Annotated in this window: 19 protein-coding genes and 1 riboswitch; of the genes, 9 read left to right on the top strand and 10 right to left on the bottom strand. The window is 38.0% G+C overall.

Annotation, left to right across the window (positions count from 1 at the left end):
- Positions 1–46: 46 nt before the first annotated feature.
- The 4 genes from MKY80_RS08700 (at position 47) to MKY80_RS08685 (ending at position 3,657) form a co-directional block, all read left to right on the top strand.
- Positions 47–658 (top strand): class I SAM-dependent methyltransferase, encoded by a 612-nt coding sequence (locus MKY80_RS08700; protein WP_089985168.1) that lies wholly within the window; start codon positions 47–49, stop codon positions 656–658.
- A gap of 141 nt (positions 659–799) precedes the next feature.
- Positions 800–1,948 carry a DUF418 domain-containing protein gene (locus MKY80_RS08695; protein ID WP_090001865.1) on the top strand — a complete coding sequence of 383 codons (1,149 nt, stop codon included), beginning with the start codon at positions 800–802 and terminating at the stop codon, positions 1,946–1,948.
- Positions 1,949–2,104: 156 nt separating this feature from the next.
- Positions 2,105–3,055: a sensor histidine kinase gene (locus MKY80_RS08690; RefSeq protein WP_237068767.1), complete on the top strand. Its 951-nt coding sequence runs from the start codon at positions 2,105–2,107 to the stop codon at positions 3,053–3,055.
- Positions 3,052–3,657: a response regulator transcription factor gene (locus tag MKY80_RS08685; RefSeq protein ID WP_008175733.1), complete on the top strand. Its 606-nt coding sequence runs from the start codon at positions 3,052–3,054 to the stop codon at positions 3,655–3,657. Before MKY80_RS08690 ends, MKY80_RS08685 begins: the two co-directional genes overlap by 4 nt.
- A 58-nt stretch (positions 3,658–3,715) precedes the next feature.
- Here the strand turns inward: MKY80_RS08685 and MKY80_RS08680 are convergent, their stop codons facing one another.
- The 8 genes from MKY80_RS08680 to MKY80_RS08645 all read right to left on the bottom strand — a co-directional run bounded on the left by MKY80_RS08680 (position 3,716) and on the right by MKY80_RS08645 (position 11,946).
- Positions 3,716–4,801, bottom strand: coding sequence for an Ig-like domain-containing protein (locus MKY80_RS08680; RefSeq protein WP_342532574.1), 1,086 nt, complete (start codon positions 4,799–4,801; stop codon positions 3,716–3,718).
- Positions 4,802–5,077: 276 nt separating this feature from the next.
- Positions 5,078–5,788, bottom strand: coding sequence for an ankyrin repeat domain-containing protein (locus MKY80_RS08675; protein WP_107921848.1), 711 nt, complete (start codon positions 5,786–5,788; stop codon positions 5,078–5,080).
- A gap of 141 nt (positions 5,789–5,929) precedes the next feature.
- Complete coding sequence (locus MKY80_RS08670; protein ID WP_036125131.1) at positions 5,930–6,616, bottom strand: response regulator transcription factor; 687 nt, start codon at positions 6,614–6,616, stop codon at positions 5,930–5,932.
- Positions 6,594–8,072: a HAMP domain-containing sensor histidine kinase gene (locus MKY80_RS08665; protein WP_089984921.1), complete on the bottom strand. Its 1,479-nt coding sequence runs from the start codon at positions 8,070–8,072 to the stop codon at positions 6,594–6,596. The genes MKY80_RS08670 and MKY80_RS08665 overlap by 23 nt, the downstream gene beginning before the upstream one ends.
- 184 nt (positions 8,073–8,256) lie before the next feature.
- Positions 8,257–9,618 (bottom strand): PepSY domain-containing protein, encoded by a 1,362-nt coding sequence (locus MKY80_RS08660; protein ID WP_089984923.1) that lies wholly within the window; start codon positions 9,616–9,618, stop codon positions 8,257–8,259.
- A gap of 391 nt (positions 9,619–10,009) precedes the next feature.
- Positions 10,010–11,029: a 2,3-butanediol dehydrogenase gene (locus MKY80_RS08655; protein ID WP_089984927.1), complete on the bottom strand. Its 1,020-nt coding sequence runs from the start codon at positions 11,027–11,029 to the stop codon at positions 10,010–10,012.
- A gap of 17 nt (positions 11,030–11,046) precedes the next feature.
- On the bottom strand, positions 11,047–11,691 hold the full coding sequence (locus MKY80_RS08650; RefSeq protein WP_342532571.1) for a TetR/AcrR family transcriptional regulator: 645 nt from the start codon (positions 11,689–11,691) through the stop codon (positions 11,047–11,049).
- 87 nt (positions 11,692–11,778) lie between these two features.
- The gene (locus MKY80_RS08645) at positions 11,779–11,946 is read right to left on the bottom strand and encodes a hypothetical protein (protein WP_008175715.1); all 168 of its coding nucleotides are present in this window, start codon (positions 11,944–11,946) and stop codon (positions 11,779–11,781) included.
- 215 nt (positions 11,947–12,161) lie between these two features.
- Positions 12,162–12,351: riboswitch (cobalamin riboswitch) on the bottom strand.
- A gap of 185 nt (positions 12,352–12,536) precedes the next feature.
- Between MKY80_RS08645 and MKY80_RS08640 the strand changes: the two genes are divergently transcribed.
- The 4 genes from MKY80_RS08640 to MKY80_RS08625 all read left to right on the top strand — a co-directional run bounded on the left by MKY80_RS08640 (position 12,537) and on the right by MKY80_RS08625 (position 15,880).
- Positions 12,537–13,250: an MBL fold metallo-hydrolase gene (locus MKY80_RS08640; protein WP_342532568.1), complete on the top strand. Its 714-nt coding sequence runs from the start codon at positions 12,537–12,539 to the stop codon at positions 13,248–13,250.
- A gap of 11 nt (positions 13,251–13,261) precedes the next feature.
- The gene (locus MKY80_RS08635) at positions 13,262–13,846 is read left to right on the top strand and encodes a TetR/AcrR family transcriptional regulator (RefSeq protein WP_008175711.1); all 585 of its coding nucleotides are present in this window, start codon (positions 13,262–13,264) and stop codon (positions 13,844–13,846) included.
- Positions 13,847–13,925: 79 nt separating this feature from the next.
- Entirely contained in the window at positions 13,926–14,291 is a 366-nt protein-coding gene (locus MKY80_RS08630) for a VOC family protein (protein WP_043989996.1), read from the top strand.
- Between the two features lie 242 nt (positions 14,292–14,533).
- Positions 14,534–15,880 carry an NlpC/P60 family protein gene (locus MKY80_RS08625; RefSeq protein WP_089984929.1) on the top strand — a complete coding sequence of 449 codons (1,347 nt, stop codon included), beginning with the start codon at positions 14,534–14,536 and terminating at the stop codon, positions 15,878–15,880.
- A gap of 49 nt (positions 15,881–15,929) precedes the next feature.
- Here the strand turns inward: MKY80_RS08625 and murF are convergent, their stop codons facing one another.
- Positions 15,930–17,303, bottom strand: coding sequence for a UDP-N-acetylmuramoyl-tripeptide--D-alanyl-D-alanine ligase (gene murF, locus MKY80_RS08620; RefSeq protein ID WP_342532564.1), 1,374 nt, complete (start codon positions 17,301–17,303; stop codon positions 15,930–15,932).
- Positions 17,304–17,464: 161 nt separating this feature from the next.
- The gene (locus MKY80_RS08615) at positions 17,465–18,859 is read right to left on the bottom strand and encodes a Mur ligase family protein (protein WP_089984933.1); all 1,395 of its coding nucleotides are present in this window, start codon (positions 18,857–18,859) and stop codon (positions 17,465–17,467) included.
- Between the two features lie 140 nt (positions 18,860–18,999).
- Between MKY80_RS08615 and MKY80_RS08610 the strand changes: the two genes are divergently transcribed.
- A complete protein-coding gene (locus MKY80_RS08610) occupies positions 19,000–20,211 on the top strand; it encodes an ATP-grasp domain-containing protein (RefSeq protein ID WP_008175700.1) in 1,212 nt (403 codons plus the stop codon).
- Positions 20,212–20,290: the final 79 nt, after the last annotated feature.

Below are 20,290 nucleotides of genomic sequence, written 5' to 3'. Positions count from 1 at the left end.
TGTGGGTGGTGCCCATCCTGGGGGCATTAATCTATCAAAGGAAATCATGAAGAATGAGCGTATTCTACCAGCCTCACATATTTTAGATGTTGGCTGTGGAACAGGACAAACAGCTGCCTATTTGGCTTCCCATTATGCAGCCCACGTAACGGGTATCGATATCAATCCCATCATGATAGAAAAGGCGCGTCACCGCATGAAAAAAGCACATGTATCAGTCAATATCATTCAAGGCTCGATTGAGGAAACATCATTACCCAATGAAGCATTTGACTTTGTCCTTGCTGAATCAGTTCTTGCCTTTGTAAATAAACAACGTGCATTGCAAGAGATTTTCCGTTTATTGAAAAAAGGTGGACGCTTAATTGCCATTGAATTTACCGTCCCTATGCTCCTTTCCACACAGCAGGCAGACGACATCCAACAATTTTACGGATTTGATGCGCTCCTCACGAAAAAGGATTGGGTTGCTTTATTCCAAGAGACAGGGTTTCAAGATATTCGCATACAAAAAAACAAGGATATCTTATCCAAGCCAGAATTCCACATTTCTAAGGATATCGAATCCACCTTGTATGATGTCATGGATCAGCATATGAGGATGAACGAAAAATACGATACTATTTTAGATTATCGCATCTATATATGTACAAAATAATCTTTTAGCCAGCATACAAAGCGTTGCTGGTTTTTTGTTATGACACCTGTCATATAGTTTCTTTGACTCGTGTGAATAGGTTTTCCCCTCCTGTTTTTCTTATCATGAATTTAAGAAAAACAAAGAAAGAGTGATAGAACAATGCAAACACAACAAAGGCTTCCCTTTATCGATATGCTAAGAGGCTTCGCTGTCTTAGGAACGCTCGGAACAAATATTTGGATTTTTGCTTATCTCGGTGATTTATCGTATATCACAACGAGTAATTATACTGGTTGGTGGTCTTTCAATGATTTTTTACGAATGTTAGTGCTATTTTTCGTCAATGGAAAGCTCCTAGGATTATTAACGATTATGTTTGGAGTAGGTTTACAGCTAAAATACCAGCAAGCACTTCGTAAAGGAAATGCTTGGCCAGGCATGTATCTATGGACGATTGTCTTTTTAGGGTTGGAGGGACTGCTTCATTACACACTTGTCATGGAATATGATATTTTAATGAGCTACGCCGTTACGGCTTTTATCGTGGCTATTGTAATTAGATTAGGCGACAAAGTGATGACATGGGCTTTCTATCTTTTTGGTAGCTTTCATGTCCTCCTCATTCTCTTTATTTTTGTCATTTCCTTGCTTGCTGGTAGCGTTTCCCTAAATGGTATTGAAACTGTTGCAGCCATCTATGAAAATGGTACATGGCTGGAGCAAGTACAGCATCGCGTAACAAACTTTTTATTTTATCGGACAGAAGCTATTTTTATTATCCCTATGAATGTTTTTTTATTTATTCTTGGCGTCAAGTTCATGCGCAATGAGGTTTTTTCACCAACGAATAAAGGTCATCAGGCTCGGCAAAAGCTGTTTACAATCGGTGTATTCATTGGCATCCCATTAAATTTGCTAATTTTTATTCCAGGGGGGCTTTTTGATTTACCTGTTCGTTATTTATGTGCTCCGATTCTATCGATTGGCTATATTGGAATTTTAGGTAAACTGGTAGAATATAAGAGGCTAGATTGGCTTTGGCAACGATTTGCCAATGTCGGCAAAATGTCATTAAGCTGTTATGTGCTGCAAAATGTGCTGGCGTCTATTATTTTTTACGGCTGGGGACTTGGCTTAGGTGGTCATGTAAATAGCATTCTTATCATAAGTATTTGGATTGCCCTTTCTTGCCTACAGCTAGTCCTAGCAACATTTTGGCAGCAGCAGTTCCATATTGGCCCGATGGAATGGGTACGTAAAAAAACGATTCACGCTCTGACAAAGAATAAGCAACAGAGGATGGTGTAAGCCATAAAAATATATCCCAGAGAACAAGTTAAACATTATTTAATTATCGATGTTGTATCTATAATTGTATTAGTAGCCATGGTGTTATGGTCTCAATCCGCTCTCCCTTTCATAGCTAAATTAGCTATTTTATTCTTGTACCTAGGTGCCTTCTATATGGCTTTATGGAATCGAGATTGGAAGCTACTACTTGCCTCAATTGTAGGCTTCCTTCTTATTACCATCCTTGCTATTTACGAGGACATCTTCATGCTTATTTTCGGATTTACCTTTGCCGATTTATTAGGAAGAGCGAAATCAAAATGGCATATTGCTAGCGGAATTTTAGGGATGGCTGTCATGTTTTTAATCGTTTTCTTGGCGACCACAAATTCCCTAGCACTTGTTGATTCACAGGTACTAGTACCCATGATGATCATTCAATTGGTATTCCCTATCCTCATTTATTTTGTAGAAAAATCGAAAAATCTACAAAACGAATTGACAGATGTTAATACCCAGCTTGTTCAGCAGGAGGAAAGACAGCGCATTGCTAGAGATCTTCATGACACCATTGGTCACACCCTGACGATGATTAAAGTGAAAACAGAATTGACTACTAAACTTATCGACCGGGATCCTTCCAGTGTCAAACAAGAATTAAACGACATATTAGCTACAACGCGTACAGCCCTAAAGCAAGTACGTGAGCTTGTTTCGGATATGAATTTCGTGTCTCTACAAACGGAGCTGCACCACTGCCAGCAGCTATTACAAAGTGCCAATATTAAGACCACCATTCACAATCACTGTCCAAAAATTGTTCTTTCAAGTGTTGAGGAAACAATGCTAGCTTTATGTGTACGTGAGGCTACTACTAATATGCTAAAGCATAGTCATGCTCAGAACTGCCATATGCAAATCCACTGTCGAACTAGACAATATACCATTGCTATTCAAGATGATGGGATTGGTTTGGAACAAAAGGGACTGGGCAATGGCATGAACTCGATGAAAGAAAGAATGCGTGTTCTGCAAGGGGATGCCCTGTTTGAAGACAATACAAAGACAGGCACAAAGGTGATATTGAGCATACCCATTCAAGATGGAAAGGAGCCCCCGTCATGATACGAGTTTTACTAGCAGAGGACCAACAAATGTTACGTGGTGCCTTAACATCCCTTTTGTCATTCGAACCCGATATTGAAGTAATCGCTGAAGTTTCTGATGGTCAAAAAGCATGGGACTACATTCAGCAGGAATTACCCGATGTTTGCCTTGTAGATATTGAAATGCCCCATCTCTCAGGGTTAGAACTTGCAGAAAAAATTAAAGTGGCCAATTTGCCCTGCAAAGTGATGATTGTCACAACGTTTGCACGCCCAGGCTATTTACAAAAAGCAATGGATTGTGAAGTACACGGCTACTTACTGAAAGATGAACCGATTGATTATTTAATCGCTACGATTCGCAAGATTATGCAGGGTGAAAAGGTGGTCAGTAAAGATTTAGCCGCTACTTTATTTATGAAGGAGCAAAATCCTTTAAATGAGCGAGAAATTGCCGTGCTACAACTAGTGAAGGAAGGCTTAACCACTCACGAAATCAGTAAACAATTATTTTTAACTAAAGGTACCATTCGTAATTATTTATCAACGACTATACAGAAACTACAAGTAGAATCAAGACAGCAAGCTGCTCAAATAGCGAGTGATAAAGGCTGGCTATAAATCAAAAAATCTCGCCACCACTGTGACGAGATTTTTTTATAGGAGAACGTATGACTGTTTATTTACCTTGTAGAACTACATTTGTCGCAGTAGCCCAATTATTTAATGGCATTACTGTATAGCTTACACCAGCTTTTAATGTGCCACCATTCGCAATATCAAAGATCCCTACTGCCCCTTTACGTGATGAATATCGATATTGAGCTTGTAATGTGCTGCCATCATTACCACGAAGTTCGACACTTCGGCCAGCTAATAAATCCGATTGGGGATCATTTGTTAATTGTAATTCAAATGATTGACTATCGATAGCATTAGCTGATTGCAATGTAAATGGTGCCTTTTTATTGGCAACAAAGCTCTTTTCATCAATTTCTGCCCATTGAGAATACACTCGGTATGTGACACCTTGTTTTAAAGTTTGACCTGCTGGTAATCTAAATTGAGGTGCTTGTTTACCATCAGCTGCTTGTGTGAAAGGCACATAATTAGCAACAAACCCCTCCCCTTCACTTGTTTTCACTGTCACATAGCGATCACGTAAAGAAGAAATAACATCAAATCGCTTCCCACTTGCATCACGATTTTGACGATCTATGCTAAATGCATGATCTCCACGTCCTCCACGGTAAGCCTCAATGATATTGGCATAATCCACCACACCATCCTCTTGGAATGACTCCAATGTAAAAGTATCATCAGTTACTTGCGTCACATTTCGTACAAGTACTTTTTCATCTGTCCCTTCAAAGACTCTATTACGTTGTTCTTTATAGCTCAATCTGTAGACGAAATCATCTTCCTGGAACGTAACAGGTACAATATATGTACTCGTAGAATCGGTCATTAATCGTGGAACATTGACAATCTCTAAATTTCCATTAAAATTAAAATCTTTTTTAATTGCCTCTAAATTGTTTGGATCAATATCGGCTGCTGCTAAAGGTTGGGTAAATGTAACTTGTAATGTCATTGTGTTGATTGGCTTAACTTTAGTAATTCTCGCCACCTGCTCATTGTTCGCAGCTGCTACTACTTTCTGACCTGCTGCATCTGCATTTAACGGCTCACTAAATGTAACTAGACCTGCTGATAATACCGATAAAGCTAGTGCTGCTGGGACAATACGTTTTCTCAATTTCATCTTACAAACTCCCCTTTTGGTTTAATTTGGTTTACAATATTTATCATAAAGTCCATATCTAAACTGCCAATAAATAAAATATTAAAAAAGAATTAAAAAATAGAGAAATATATTTAAGATTAGAGTTGACGATAGAAAAGAGCCATCGAGAGTGAACTTCTCGACGGCTCTTATTCAGGACGACTATTAGATGAATGACTTTAGGGAGAAATGAGAAATATAGTGCTTTATGCAGAAAAGTGCTTGGAACGAAGAGCGACGACTCCTGTACCGGCTTTATTTGGCTCCTGCGGCAATAAGGATTTCTTCAATCTCCTTAAACCCTTTCTGTTTCGCGTGCTGTAAGGGTGACACATTATTTTTATCTGGAATATTGACGTCAGCACCATAATCAACCAACAGTTGAATGGCCGTTTGCTGTGTCGGATTGCCGTTATTTAATACAATCGCTTCCATTAATGCCGTCCATCCCAAATGATTGACATGATTCACATCGATATTAGTGGTAGTTAATAATTCCTCAATGACATCAATATAGCCGTGCTCAGCTGCAGGAATTAATGCCGTTCCCCCATAGCGATTTACAATTGTAGGATCGGCACCTGCTTGAATCGTTAGCTTTAATATATCCAAATAGCCTTCCGCACCAGCATATAAGAAAGGCGTGTTTTTCATATCATCCTGGATGTTTACATCGGCACCTGCATCGATTAGTAATTTCGCTACTTCCACATCCTGATTATAAGTAGCAATCATTAATGCTGTTCGATTATTTGAGTCCTGCGCATTAATATCTACTTTTTCATTGATAACCCTTTTAAGCGATTCTATATTTCTATTTTCTACCGCTTGAAACAATTGACTAGCCAAATCTGTTGCCACCTCCTCATTTCCATCTTTATTAAGCTTTATGGCCTCCGTATCATTTGGGGCACATCCCTGCAGTAAAAATGATAAAGCGATCGTGACCGCTTGCATTTTTTTCATTTGCCATGCACCTTCCTCACTAGGTAATTTCGTTGTTATATTCTTAGTTTACAAGTCATTGCTAAATTGCCTATTAACCATTTCTTAAAAAAGTCTAAAATTTCAATAAAAAAACCTCGTCAAGACGACGAGGCGTTGATCTTATACATTTAGGCGGTAACCTGCACCCCATACGGTTTCCAAAAACTTGGGCTGTGCAGGATCACGTTCAATTTTTTCACGAAGCTTTCGTATATGCACAGTAACGGTGGAAACATCTGCAGCGGATTCATAGCCCCAGTTTCGCTCATATAATTGTTCTTTACTTAATACTTGATTTGGATGTTTGACAAAAAATACAAGCAAATCGAATTCCTTAGTTGTAAAGGCCACTTCTTCACCATTCACAAATACCTTACGAGCGGATGTATCGATCGTAATACCATGGATAGACAACATATTATTCGTTGGCTGGTTAGACGCTAAACGCTCATATCTTGATAAATGCGCCTTGACCCTTGCCACAAGCTCACTTGGACTAAAGGGCTTGGTAATATAATCATCTGCTCCTAAACCAAGCCCTCGGATTTTATCTATATCCTCTTTTTTTGCCGACACAAATAAGATGGGAATATTGTTCACTGCTCGAATTTGTTTACAAATTTCAAAGCCATTCATTCCTGGAAGCATAATATCTAAAATAATTAAATCATAATCTCCATGAAGTGCCTGCTTCAGCCCCTCATCGCCATTATGTTGTATATCTACCATAAAATCATTAATTTCTAAATAATCACGTTGGAGCTCTGCTATGCTCACTTCATCTTCAATTAATAGTATTTTTTTCATGATCTTTCCTCATTTCCTCATCCTTTTTCAATGAAATGAAAATGCTCGTTCCCTTTGTCAATTCGCTCTTTGCCCAAATATCGCCGCCCATTTCAAGGACGATTTGTTTTGCAATCGCTAACCCAAGACCGCTACCACCTGTTTGCGAATTTCGAGAAGGCTCCGCACGATAAAACCGGTCAAATATATGTGGTAATGCTGTAGGATCAATACCCGCACCATTATCCGTAACTTGAATGATGGCATCATCTACTCGTTCATGCAGGGAAATAATAATTTGCTTATAGGGTTTATCCATATATTTTTCACTATTGCTCAATAAATTAGATAAGACACGTCTTAACTTATCCCTGTCTGCCATAGCAAAAAGCGGTGAGCCTGCTGATATATATTGTAAATGAATATCTCTGGCAATAAAGTCAAAACTAGCATCCTCCACATAATCATGCATATATTGTTGAAGATTCACACTGTCCATTTGGAACGGAACCTTTTTCAAATCCAATTTGGAAAATAAGAATAATTCATCAATTAATACGTCCATATCCTTAGCTTTCGTATAGATCGTCGTTAAATATTTATCCATTTTCTCTTCGGTATTCGCTACACCATCTTTAATACCTTCTACATAGCCAATAATAGAGGTCATCGGTGTTTTTAAATCATGGGAGATATTCGATAAAAGTTCTTTCCGATTCTCTTCATATTGAAGCTGAATTTGTACAGACTCCTTGAGCTTGACTCTCATTTCCTCAAACGATCGATTGAGCTGACCTATTTCATCATTAGAACGAGATGATATTTCAAAATCTAAATCACCCGATTTAATTCGTTGAGCCCCTTCTTTTAAGGCTGTGATAGGGTTAATGATACTTCTAGACACTAAATAATTTAATAAACCAATAATCATTAGAAATAATACAAATAAAATACCTAATAAAATAGGTAATAATTCTCGCGTTATTTCCGCATGTGAACTTACCTCTCTTAAAACAAAGATACTCCCCTCCGTTTTGTCAGGGAAATAAAAATCAAACTTCACATACGTATAAAACGCTTGATTGATCATGATTGTGTCACGTGAATTAATATTGGTCGCCTCAAAACCTGGTAAACTTTGCAGTAATAATTGTTGATGCTCTTGCTGTGTGGCATAAACAATTTGATGGTCTTTCCGCACTACAATCTCAATGGAAGGAGCATTGATCGTTTGTAGCTGTTCAATATCTAAAAGCTGCTGGGGATTATTTTTAGCCAATAATTTCAAATCTAAAAAAGCATTTTCCTCTACTGTTGTTAAAGGCTTTTGGACATATGACTTTTTATAAAAATGCTCAATTGCTTTAACATCACCTGTGATCGCAAAGGCAAAAAGAAAAACAGCTGCAAGTAAAAGCGTGATTGCAATAATAATAACGCCTACATAAGATAGCAAAAACCTCGTTTTAATCGACATCTAAATTCCCCCAATTAGCTGAAACTAATAGCAATGTACCATACAAATCTTAAAACTTTATAAAATCGCGCTGAAAAATCTATAAATAATTTTTAGCATCAACATAGTATTCGGCTTACACCATATGAAATAATCAACACAAAAAAAGATACGACACCTTTTGGTTGTGCCGTATCCATTATCGTTATTTAGTTTCTTCTGCTCTTAGTTTCTTTTTAGTTTGCCATCCTAAAATGAAATATTCAATCAACACCACTGCGATCAATGAGGCACCGAATAATGGCATGATAATCCCTAAAATAATAAGGAAGATGACGAAAGGAAGTGAGATTTTATGTGAAATTTGTGGTGGAGCAGACAGCTCACCTTTTTTCCTACGTAAAATCCAAGTGCGAATTCCCCATACAATTACTGCTAAAAAGGCTAAACATACGAGTAAGTTTAACAGCTTATTTGGCCAGCCAAACAAATGTCCTTCATGTAAAGGAATGCCCCATGTAAAGAACTTCGCCAGCATACCATAATCCTTGTAGTTAACCTGATCAATAAACTTGCCGCTATATTGATCAAAATACATCGTTGCTTCGTCTGTAGGCTTGACATCAAGTCCTGTTACACCTGAATTACTAGCCTTTGCCACTGTATAAACGCCTTCTTCGTTTGACGGATAAATAATCGAATACGGTTTGGCGATATTCATGGCCGTGATTTCTTTTTCAAGATTAGCAATCGTCATTTGGTTGTCGTTTGTATAACGGACAGACCCACCACCGTGATGTTGTGCATGTTCTCCCTCAGATGTTGGAGCCTCTAATTGACGAGTTGCCCACGGAATCTCAGACACATCTGATGTTGGTGGCTTTTGCTGTAATAATGGGTAGCCGAAAGTTGGACTTTCTGACGCTATATTGGCCAGTATTGAACCTTGAAAAGCCGACCATAAAAGCCCTGTAGAAATAAACATCACCATTGGAATAGTAATGATGGTCCCAACAAGCGCATGGTATCTCTTACTTTTTTGTCGTTTATTTTCCGACTTGCGCTTTTTCAATAAATCGCCTTTAAATGTCATATAAAGTCCGGATAGCAATAAAAAGATCGTCCAGCATGCCGCAAGTTCTACTAAATAATTGACAAATGTACCACCAATAAATAGAGAGCTATGGGTATTTCTCATAATATTAGAAAATGTATAATTGGCATCCTGACTACCAACCATTTGATTTTGATCATCTAAAAATACATATTTCTGTTCATTGCCATTTGATAAAGTTAAACGTGTATTATAAGGCTCTTCCAACATAATCACTTTTGTCGTGGAGTATCCTGCAAATGCTGCCTCTGCTTTTTCCACTGCTTCATCAATAGTTAAGACCTCTTCTTTATGGCTATCGCCAAAAAAATAATCATCATATAAACGATTTTCTACATCTGTAAAAAACAAATAGCCGATCCCACTTAATGTGAGAGATAGCAGTAATGGCGTAATACACAGAGCTGCGAAAAAATGCAAACGCCAAAACCTTGAATAAAGCAGATTTTTCATTTTTAATCTCCAATCTATTTGATCAAATACACCTCACCGTAATTGCCGCTGTTGTTAGGCTGCGACCAGATTTTGAAGAGGAGCTTGGCCGGAAAGTTCATCTTCAAAATCTGTGATATCCGCTTGAGGCATTATCTTGATTCAGTAGGCGTTTGAACACTCAATTAGCATGCATCCCCCTATGAAGGAGGAACCTTCTGTATTACAAACATTTGCTGAATGAAGATAAATATCAAATTTATTATATAAAGTAAAAGTGAAATATGAATGAAGTCCTAAAGGCAGTTTTATGACAAACAAATGTATTCCTAGTGGTATTATGCTATTTATCAATAAAAAAATCATAGCCAAACAAGTAATGATACAAATTTGGCTACGAATTAGGGTAAATTTATAAACTCATATTCACAAGGATTTTACATTGGCTACGATCTTTCATTAGTGCTTCAAATCCTTTTTCAACGATATCCTCTAAAGCAATTTGGCTTGTAATCACTGCCTGCCCATCGATTACCTCACGTGCTAGTAATCGAATGACCTCTGGGAAAATATTCACGTAAGCGAATGAACCGCTAATTTTCACTTCAGGTGAAACTACCGCATTCGGATTGAATTCAACTGGTTTTTCCCAAACACTGACGATTTTAAATTCACCACCCGGATGAACAGCACTTACGCCGCTTGAGAAAGTTGCTTGTACACCTGCTGCGTCATATGCAACATCCACACCGCCATTTGTTTTTTCACGAATAAAGGCAACAGCATCTGTGTCGATTGGATTAACGACATAGGTTGCGCCTAGCTCCAATGCTTTTTGGCGTCGTTCATCAGAAACCTCTACTACAAAGATTTCACTTGCTCCTGCTGCTTTCACAGCTTGCAAAATTAATAAGCCAATGGGACCTGCACCAAAAATAGCGGCTGTATCTCCTAGCTTTAATTGACTTTGACGAACAGCATGAACGGCTACGGCTGTAGGTTCAACAAGTGCGCCTAGCTCTAAGCTCATACCTTCAGGGAGATGATAAATATTTTCCTCACGAACAACAGCATATTCTGCAAAACCACCTGAAATCGTATAGCCATATGACTGGCCGCTTTTACATAAGTTTGAATAGCCACGTTTACAGTTCGCACATTTTCCACATGGGATAGGTGGTTCCACTGCCACACGATCTCCCACTTTGGTGTGAGTGACACCCTCTGCGACCTCCACCACTACTCCCGAAAATTCATGTCCTAATATTGGCTGTGTACGGAAGGCATAAGCACCTCCTACATACTCATGTAAATCACTGCCACATATCCCTGCAAATGCGATTTTTACTTTCACCATTCCATTTTTTAGTACAGGTAGTTCGGCTTCCTCTACGCGAATATCTTTCATGCCATAAAATTTTGCTGCTTTCATTGCGATTACCTTCTTTTTTAATAGTTTGTTTGTAGACCATTTAACACGAAATCGACTGCAAGATCTGCAATTTGTTCAGGTGTTAATGGCAATGCGGATCGATTTAAAAATGGATTATTGAGTGAGTACATTAATGTCCCCATGATGAAGTTAAGAGCAATATCAATGGAATCAAAATGAATTGATCGTTGCTCTAAACAAGCTTGTAAAATTGTCCGAAGCTGCTCCCAGGAAGGTAGAAATACGTCCTTCAGCATCTCTAATCGTGGACTATTCATCACAATTTCTTGCTGTAAAATATCAATTAATTCATGCTCATGTATGCGATAAAGGACAAAGTTTCTGCAAAAGCTACGAAGTGCTTCTAGTGAATTATTGACATCATAATGCGCATTCATAAAAGTATGGCGGAGTGGCTCGAATAGTGCATTAAAAACATTTTCTTTGCCACCGAAATGATAGGAAACAAGGGCGAGTGATACATTTGCTTCATCACAAATTTGTCTCACCGTCGTTCCATCGTATCCTCTTGAAGAAAACAATAATTTTGCCGCCTGTAAAATTTGATCTTTTACCTCTTTATTTTTTTCTTTTAGTATTAAATCTTTTTTATCGACAGGTCTCACCTCTTTTTTGAACAAATGTTCAAAACGATTGTTCAATAGAATCTTACGCCTCCTACAAAATGTTGTCAACAAATGCGCAATAAAAAAGGCTACCCCATAAAGAAGTAGCCCTTCAAACTTTCACTATCCAATTAATTCCTTCATCACATTTGCATACGCTGCTAAAATAGATTGCTCATGTGCCGTATCATGCCCAACATATTGTTCAACAAGCTCCTTCAAAGGCTTTGGCTCTTGCATAATTTCAAATTTAAATAAACTTTCATAGTACTCAACAACTTGTGGATTCATGTGGACCACTCCTTTAATAATTTACATAAAAAAGACATCTTTCCCTCATTAGAAAGATGTCTTTTATGACAAATACACGACATAATACGATGTTTGCCATATGGAAAAAAGCTTTCTATTATTCATAGAAGCTACCTTGTTAGCAATCATCATACTATGAGCATGCAGGAGAATTTCTCTAGTCACACTCAACACCCCCTATCCGCGTAGGTTTTTTGGCTGTACTGGATAAAGGCAGGTCTCCTGGCTTATGTTCATCACACCTTTCACCTTCCCATTACAAGGCGTAACAGTGGTCTCTTGAAATGTGCTCCCATTTACAGTTGCGGGACAGCGTCGGATTTTCACCGATCTTCCCTTTTAAACAAACCCAATTCGGTTTGTACCTCTATCCTATTATTCCGTTTTTATTATTATACCATAAGGTTTGTTCGATCTTAATAGATTCAAAAAAACTATAGTTTATTCACCCATTCAGCTATTTCCACCATATTTTTAGCATTGCACACCCTATTTAAAGTGAATATTGCAAAAACTAATTAAATTAGTTAAAATAAAAATAAGATTAGCTTATAGGAGGTATTATAAGAATGAAGGTTTCGACTATTAACACCGTATATCAATTGTCATTTATGCCGAGAATATTTCCTGTTAATTGTTATTTTGTAGAAGAGCAACATGAGCTAACACTGATTGATGCCGCATTACCATATAGTGCAAAAAGTATTATAGATGTAGCTAAAACTATAGGAAAACCAATAACGAAGATCATTATTACCCATGCACATAATGATCATCTAGGAGCGTTAGATACATTAAAAGAAGAAATACCTGATTGTCAGGTGTACATCTCTTCAAGGGATGCCCTCTTATTGGAGGGGAATAAAACTTTGCTTCCTAATGAAAAGGCTGTACCGATTAAGGGAGGGCTTCCTAAAAACATTAAAACGAAACCAGACCTATTACTGGAAGAAGGTGCACGGGTTGGTTCATTAGAAGTGATTGCAACCCCAGGTCACACTCCTGGTTCTATTACTCTTTTCGACACACGCAATAGAAGTTTAATTGCTGGAGACGCCCTTATAACAAGAGGAAAGCTTGTCGTATCAGGTATGATGAATCCATTATTTCCGTTTCCTGCCCTTGCTACATGGGATAAAAGCACAGCACTTGAAAGCGCAAAAAAATTAAGTAAATTAAAGCCAAGCCTACTAGCTGTCGGACATGGAAAGATGTTAATGCAGCCACAGAAGCTTTTGGAAATAGCTATTGCAGAAGCAGAAAGAAGTTTACAAAGACAATAGGAGATGAGGAAATGTCTCGTCGTATGAAATTAGATTTATCTATTATTGTACAAAAGGCAATAGAATTAGTTGATGAACACGGATTAGACCAACTGTCAATTGGGCTATTAGCAGAGAAATTGGAAGTGCGACCGCCTTCCCTATATAACCATCTTGATGGATTACCTGAATTGAAGCAAAAGTTAGCCATTCAAGGCGTCAAGAGCCTGCAAGCATCTATGCTTCAAGCAGCAGCGGGACGCTCAGGCGATGATGCCATCCGTGCAATTAGTAAAGCTTATATTCAATTTGTTCGAGAGCACCCTGGCTTATATGATGCTAGCACTCGCTTTCCAGATGCTAATGATCTAGATTTGCAGCAGGCTCAAGAATCTATCGTACAGCTTGTACTTCGTGTATTAGAAACCTATCATTTGCAAGATGAAATGGCGATTCATATGGTCAGAGGACTACGCAGTATTCTTCATGGATTCACCTCTATTGAACAATTAGGGGGATTCGGGATGCCTCTTGATAGAAATAAAAGCTTTTCCATCTTACTAAACACTTTTATAGAAGGTATTCATGCAGTTATGCTCAATCAGCCTGAAACGTAGATGTTGACACACCACCCTAATTTGTAAATATTTAGTGATTAATCTATAATTAGCTATAAATATAATGGGAGGTAAAACTATGATTATTGCTTTACATCATGTGCAAATTACTATTCCAAAAGGTTCAGAGGAGCAAGGGAAAGATTTTTATTGCGGTGTCTTAGGTCTAAAAGAAATAGAAAAACCCCATTCTCTTAAAGGTAGAGGCGGGTTTTGGTTACAGCTTGGTCACCAAGAGGTACATGTAGGAACAGAGGATGGCTTTGATCGATTGTCGACAAAGGCTCATATTGCGTATCAAGTTGAAGATATTGATTATTGGAAGACGAAACTAGCCAAACATCAAATCGAAATAGTAGAATCTGTACCTATCCCAAGTTATGAGCGTTTTGAATTCCGAGATCCATTTGGTAATCGACTAGAAATCATACAGGCAATTGCCTAAACTGTCCTATTTGAGGGCAGTTTTTTTAAATGAAACCCGCACATATTACAGTTTACTGAAACATTTGTAATATAACTGTAAATTCCTTCGATAAAGCCATTTATAGCAGGCGTTGAGGCACTCCCCACTTCTCCCTGGCAACATTTACCGTCAAGAAGCCCTATATTTTCATGCTACGATTATTTCCAGGCAAGACGATACAGGAGAAATCCTACTAGACGCTTCAGGAGGTAATATACAACATGAATAAACGATTTTTATCTACAACACTTGCATTAACAATTGGATTTAGCTCATTCGGATTAGTCCAAACAGCGATGCAGCCAATTCAAGTAGAGGCAGCTACAACAAATGCACAAAACAACGCTCAGGCAGTTGCCGCTAAAGCCGATCAATTGATTCAAACTGGTAAAAGCTTAATGGGTCAATCGACATATAGCAATACGGTTTACAAGCCTACATATCCTTATAAATTTTCTTGTGCTTCATTTTTAATGTATATCTTCGAGAAAAATGGTGTAGATCTTGGGACGTATAATGAAAACTATATGATACAACAAGGCACATATGTAGCGCGAAACCAATTACAAAAAGGTGATTTACTATTCTTTAAGAGTAAAAAAACAGGCACGGATCCCGATCATGTAGGTATGTATATTGGTAACAATAAAATGATCCACATGGCTGATTCCAAGCAAAATATCGTAATTTCAGATTTAAATAGTAAACCATATTATACTGAAAACTATGTATCCGCACGACGCGTTTTACCTACCCTACTATCTGCCAACCCAGCAACAAAAGGCGATAAAATTGTAGAGAATGCGCTAACGTATAAAAATAAAGCAACGATTAGTTCTTCAACGAATGAATCGAGCCTACGCTTTACAGCTCCAGCATTTGTCGATTTCGTCTATCGTAAAAGCGGTGTGACACTAGGCGCAAAAACGTTAACTGATTTAATGAACCAAGGATCAACAGTAGCACGTGCAAACTTGAAAAAGGGTGATTTAGTATTCTTTAATAGTGTGGCAGGCTCAAAAAATCCTTCAATTGTTGGGATTTATGCTGGTGATCACCGTATTATCATCCCTAATTCCGATGGTGTAATGACGAGAGTTTTATTAGTTGATTACTATAAAGAACACTATATTACAGCTAAGCGGGTTTTCTCTGACACCCCCTCGGTAAGTGCACCTTCAGCGAATACGTCTGCCGATAAGATTATTGCTACAGCTTCAGGTTTAACTAGCAAAGCAAAATTTGGCTATACGTATAATGAGAGTGCACTAACTTTCACAAGTGCGGGATTTACGTACTATGTATTTAACAAGAACGGCATTGATTTAAAGGATAAACTAGCGAGCAAACAGGCTTTAGTTGGTACAAAAGTACTCAAGTCTCAGCTTCAAAAAGGTGATTTATTGTTCTTCTCAACGAATGATGGAGGAGCAAATATTACACAAACAGGTATCTATTTAGGAAATAATCAATATATTAGTATGACTACAAACAATGTTGTCAAACAAAATTTAAGTTCCACTTGGGCGCAAAAGAATTATGTTACAGCTCGACGTGTGATAAAATAACAAAGCTTTAAATGGTAGGGTGTCTCAATATTGGAGACACCCTTTTTAGTTAGGATAGATTTTTAAGATTGTTGGCAAATTCAATCATGGATCTACTCGACATCGGTCCTTTTATGAGAACAATCGTGTCCGCGTCAAGCTTTGGTTTCAATATTTCTAATACACCTGTTACATCTTTAAACGTATGAACCTCTGCTTTAGTTCCATCTTTTTTTGCTTGGTCAGCAATTGCCTCTGCCCTTTTGCCGATCGTAATTAATGTATCTATCTGTCTTTCAGCTACTTTGGAGCCAATTTCCCGATGATATTTTTCTTCAAAATTTCCTAATCGCTTTATATCCCCTAGCACAAGAATAACTTTTTTCTCTTTTCCTACTGTATCTAACACTTTCAAGGCTGCTTCGACAGAAGTCGGATTATTGGTCCACGTATCATCAATAATCGTACTGTCACCTATCCCTTTCGTAAATTCTAAATGTCTCGCCATCTGTTTAAAGGTTCTTAACCCTGCAATGGCTTGACGTATGGAAAGTCCCATTTCGCTACAGGCAGCAATGGCGGCTAACGCATTATATACTTGATGCTCACCGTAACCAGGTACAAACACATTATACTTAGTGTCTGCTACTTCTAGCACGAATTTCATGCCTGTATGAGCAAATTCTATAGCGGAAGCTTTGTAATCAGCCGAATCCTGTAAGCCAAATCTAATAATTTTCCCTTTAAATTTTTGTAATGATATTTTTTCGATATTGGAATCATCTGCATTAATTAGTAGTGTACCATCTGCTCGAATTCCCTCGACTATCTCTGCTTTTGCTTTAATATAACCTTCAAGATTGAGACAGCCATCTAAATGGTGAACACCAATATTTGTAATAATGCCGATAGTTGGTTGATAGATCATGCATTGATGTTTTATATTACCTGTATTCCCTAAGCCTAGTTCAAAAATGGCTGCCTGTGTTTTATCATCAACACCCGTCAAATAGGGCAATGATTGCCTTGGCTCATTTTTACTACTAACAGATGCTTGCACTTGCCAATGTTTACTAGCGATATGTTTTAGCATCTCTTTCGTTGTCGTTTTACCACAGGTTCCTGTCAATGCCACTACCGGAATTTGAAAAAGGCCTCGATAATATTCAATAAATGTCCAGTATGCCTGTGCAACGCTTTTGACGTGTAAAACCGTTGTATTATCTAACGCATTTTTCAACTCAGTAGCCGGTTTATCGGAAATGACAAGGGAGGGCCCCTTTCTATCAATCTCTTGCCAATTGATTTTATCACTTCGACTAACAAACATAAGTGTGTGATTGTGAATTAAATCATGTCGATTATAGTAGATTGCATGCTTCACAGACCATTGATCTGATCCATGGATAATTTTCCCCTGTAGGACGCTTCTAATTTTTTGCACACTAATGGATTGCAAGTATACTACGCCTCCTTTCTTTATCAATCTTGTACAGACCTATTAATTCTCTTGATCAAGAATGCTACATTTCTGATCAATTACTATACGTTATTAGATTGGCATTCTATATGACACAGTTAATATCCTATAAATGAAGAAGTGAGCTAAATTGTGGGAGGTGGCGGTTTAAATTTAAGCTCAGCTGCTAATTTGGAAACCTGTTCACTATACATATCACCCTTTATAAGGACTATCGTATTTTCATCTACAATCTTCTGCAACAATGGATAAACAAGCGTGCTATTTTTATAGGTATAAACAGGAGCGTTAAACCCTAAATTCACAGCATGATCAGCCATGATTCGCGCGTGCTCTCCAATAGTAATGAGCACATCCACACCAATACGGTGAATTAATTCACCCGCCTGCTCATGAATAATATAGCCCCATGAACCCAAATCGGTAATCGTGCCAATAACAGCAATTTTTTTCTTGCCTTCTCCGAGATCATTCAACACTTTTAAGCCTGCCTCTAAGGAAGTTGTAGTAATACTCCATGTATCATCTAAAAGCATGGAATGATTAATGCCCTCAAAGAGCTGTAATTGCTTTTTCAATTGACGGAAAGATTGGAGTTGATTGGCTGCCACCGGAATGGGTACCCCTATTTCATAAGCCGCTGCAATGGCAGCAAGGGCGTTGTACACTTGATGTTGGCCAAACCCTGGTACAAATATGTCATAGATTTTTCTATTATGGTGCAGCTTAAAGTTCATACCCTTTTGATAATATTGGATATGGCTTGCACGAAAATGACAAGAATCATGGATGCCTACCTTCAATACGCGCCCATTAAACTTAGAGATATCTAGTTTTTTAGTATTCATATCCTCACCGTTTATGATGAGGGTCCCTTTTGGCTGAATGATGTCTAGCATTTCTCCCTTCGCCTGAATATAGCCTTCAAGCGTCTTACAATAATTCAAATGATGGGCACCAATATTAGTAATAATCCCAATAGTCGGCTTAAAATATTTTCCTGCATTCGTGACATCCCCCGGTGAGCCAACAGCTGTTTCAAATACAGCTGCCTCAGTGTCATCTTCAATATTCAGTAAATATTGCAATGATGCCGTTCTTGAGTTACTACTTAATGTCGTTGCTGTCACTTGTCGATCAGCAGAAAGAATATGTTTAATCATCTCTTTCGTTGTTGTTTTGCCTGAAGTACCCGTAATCGCAACAATCGGGATATGAAACTGATTGCGATAAAAATGAACAAATCTCCAATATGCCTCATCTACATTCGCAACCTGTATGATGATGATTTGGGTTGGAATGTCATTTGGCCGATATGCTCTGTCGGTCACTATTACAAGAGGAGAAAGTGGCTCAAGACTTTTCCAATTAACAATACGTTTACTTGTAAAAAGGGCTGTATTGGGCTTTTTCACTTGTTTTAATCGATAAGCACCATGCTGTATTAGCATTTCCTCAGACCCTTGCACTAAATAACCCGCCGTAATCATTGCTAAATTTTTCACCGAAAGAGGCTTCATATCTTTTCTCCCTCCTTTCTTTTCTAGTATATGTAACCTCTTAAAAGTTGCTTGGATGTAGACAAGATACACAACTAGAAGAAAACTATTTCGTTGCATATATATAAAGGTGATTAAGTATCTAAGTACCAATAGAAGGAGTGATATACCTGAAAGCGATTGTATTTATCGGTACAAACAAATCCGGGTCTAGTCGTGAAGCAACAAGAGCAGCTGAAAGATTAGGCTATTTCACAATACTTTTCACCAATAATGAAAAACAACTTCAGCAGCGCCGATCTTACCCCGATATTCATAGAATGATACTCATTGATACTTTGAATATCGAGAGAATGAAAGAGGAAATTGATAAACTAGGAAAAACCGGATTAGAGATAAAAAGTATCGTTAGTTTTGTTGATCCATTTGTCCATGTTGCTTCCATGCTATGTGATGAATTTTGTCATAACTATACATCGTCCTCCGCCATTGAAATTATGGAGGATAAAGAAAAGACTAGAAATTATTTAAAAAACCAACCATACTCACCAAAATTTTCACTCATGAAGCCTAATGAACCCATTGCGAAAAATTTAACATTTCCATTAATCGTGAAATCACCAAAGTCAACAGGTTCAAAAGATGTACTATTAGCAACAGATGCCGACCAGCTGAATAACCACCTCAAAGCATTGCGCAGTAAAAACCCCTATGAAACGATTATGATTGAAGAATATTTGGAAGGCCCTCAATATTTAGTGGAGGCGGTCGTATATCAACGTCAATCACATGTCATTGGCATTATTGAGCAGGAAATTACCCAAGGAAAACGGTTTATCATAACAGGCTATGGAGTATTAGTGAAAGCTCCTTTGGATATTCAGGCAGGCATTGAGGAAGTTCTTCAATCCATCGTCAAAGCTTTTGATATTGAAAATGGCGCTCTTCATTTGGAACTCCGCCTGACAAAAAACGGCTGGAAGCTCATTGAGATTAACCCAAGGATTTCTGGAGGTGCTATGAACAATATGCTTCAAGCGGCTCTCGGATTTAGTTTAGTGGAAGAAACACTAAAGCTCCTTCTTGGTGAAGAGCCTAATCTTAAGCCTAGACATAAAAAGTTTGTTTACACAAAATATGTCATTGTGGAAAGCAAAGGAATATTAGAAAAAGTGATTGGCAGAACAAGAGCGACGAATTCAACTGGAGTAGTTGAGGTTTATGTTAAGCCAAGGAAAGGTACTTTATTAACCCCTCCTTTATCAATGGGTCACCGTTATGCCTATGTCATTGCACAAGGTTCAACCCTATCAGAAGCTCGGACTCATGCAACAACTGCCGCCAAAGAAATTAAATTTATTTTAAGAGTATGAAAAAAAATCCCGAATAATTGCCGCTTGCCAGTGGACAGTTACTCGGGTTTTTATATTCATTCAGTTACCTTGAAGTCAT

The sequence above is a fragment of the Lysinibacillus sp. FSL R5-0849 genome (assembly GCF_038595075.1).
GTDB lineage: Bacteria > Bacillota > Bacilli > Bacillales_A > Planococcaceae > Lysinibacillus > Lysinibacillus fusiformis.
Note: the sequence above shows the minus strand (reverse complement) of the source record. Positions and strands in the feature narration are given on the sequence as shown.